Consider the following 1,934-nt stretch of genomic DNA (forward strand, 5'->3'; position numbering starts at 1 on the left):
CCAATTTGAACCATGCTTACTGTGGTGCTTTTTGGAGTCACGATTATACAAGTTGGGATCAGGTTCAGGCACCGTCGCCGCTGGGTGATACGAATGTAATGGGACTTAACCTGGATTGGCATCGTTTTGTAACAGACCGGACGATTGACTTTTTTGATAATGAGATCAAACCGTTACGAGCGCTGACACCTAATATCCCTGTGACAGCCAATTTTATGGGGGGTAACCCATCAGAATCACACGTCTTTTATGATTTAGATTATCAGAAGTTTGCGAAGCATGTCGATATTGTGAGTTGGGATTCATATCCTAATTGGAGTAATGGTTACGAAAGTACGGCCCACTTGGCCATGAAAACTGCTTTGATGAATGACGTGATGCGGAGCCTCAAGCATGATAACTACTTAATTATGGAAAGTACACCGTCACAGGTTAATTGGCACCCATATAATCGTGCCAAACGACCAGGCATGCACGAAATGGGGAGTTTGCAACAGGTTGCCCATGGTGCCGACTCAGTTTTGTATTTCCAACTACATCAATCATTAGGAGCTTCTGAAATGTTTCATGGCGCCGTCATTGCCAACCATCGTGGCTCAAATACGCGGGCATTTAAGGACGTTCAAAAAGTTGGTCAGGACTTACAAAGCTTACAGGCCGCGCATGGAACGACCAGAACTGCAGCTAAAGTCGCTATTGTTTTTGATTATGACAACATGTGGGGGTTAGATGATGCCCGCAACTACGCTAACGAAACTAAAAAGTATTGGCGCACGATTCAAGAACATTACCAGTATTTCTGGAAACATGATATTCCAGTTGAAATTATTGCGACTACTGATGATTTGACGGCCTATGATTTGGTGATTGATCCGATGCACTTCATGATGAGCGCCCAGTTTGCGACTAAGCTTAAAGCATATGTGCAACAGGGCGGCCATCTGATCGGCACCTATATTACGGGCGTCGTTGATCATGACTTCTTAGCCTATCAAGGTGATGGGTTAGCTGACTTAGAAGCAACTTACGGAATTAAAGTTCAGGAAACTGACACATTATATCCGCAACAACATAATGCACTGACTGCTTATCACCAAGCGTATCAAGTGAATGATTATTGTGATGTAGTTGAGACGACAACGGCACAAGTCCTCGGCACGTATCAAAAAGACTTTTATGCTGGAACACCGGCTGTAACGGTCAATCAATTGGGCCAGGGAGCGGCGTATTATTTGGCTGCGCGGACCGATACTGACTTCTTGGATGCTTTCTATGAACGGCTTGCCACAAGTTTGGCACTTAAACCGGCCTTGCCAGTGATCAAAGCGAATGCCAAGGTAAGTATTCAAGTTAGAGAGAATGCGACGACGCGCTATTACTTCGTGATCAATTTTAGTCATCGACCAACGACGGTGACACTTGAAGTGCCGTTACGGCAAATTTTTGAGAATCAAGTGGTCAGTGGCAAGCAAGACTTGGCCAGCTATGGTGTTCAAGTCTATATGATGAATAAATAATTAAGTGGGGTTAAATTAATGGCACAAAATGTTGAACAACAACCAGTAACCAAGAAAAAGTTATCATGGCATCAAATTAATGAAGGCGTTGCCTTTGGATTAGGTAACTTAGGACACTCGGCATTCTATGGTGCGTTGAGTACCTATTTTATTGTCTTTGTCACTAGTGGGATGTTTAGCGGCGTTGCACCAGCTATCGCCAATCGGTTGATTGGTTTAATCACAGGACTGGTGGTGGTGATTCGTTTAGCGGAAGTCGTTGTCGATCCAATCTTAGGCAATATTGTTGATAATACGGAAACACGTTGGGGTAAGTTTAAGCCTTGGCAAGTCATTGGGAGTATTATCAGTTCGGTCTTATTAGTCGTTATTTTCTCAGGAATCTTTGGATTAGCAAAGGTAAACTGGATTTTATTT

At 43.5% G+C, this 1,934-nt stretch carries 2 protein-coding genes; both read left to right on the forward strand.

Features of this window, described 5'->3' with window-relative positions; translation table 11 throughout:
- A partial coding sequence (locus MMY95_RS15465; protein WP_241277813.1) for a beta-galactosidase occupies window positions 1-1,517 on the forward strand: 1,517 nt, incomplete at its 5' end.
- Between the two features lie 18 nt (window positions 1,518-1,535).
- The coding region (locus MMY95_RS15470) for an MFS transporter (protein ID WP_241277814.1) at window positions 1,536-1,934 on the forward strand (399 nt) is incomplete at its 3' end.

This window comes from Lactiplantibacillus sp. ME-2 (assembly GCF_022549155.1).
GTDB lineage: Bacteria > Bacillota > Bacilli > Lactobacillales > Lactobacillaceae > Lactiplantibacillus > Lactiplantibacillus plantarum.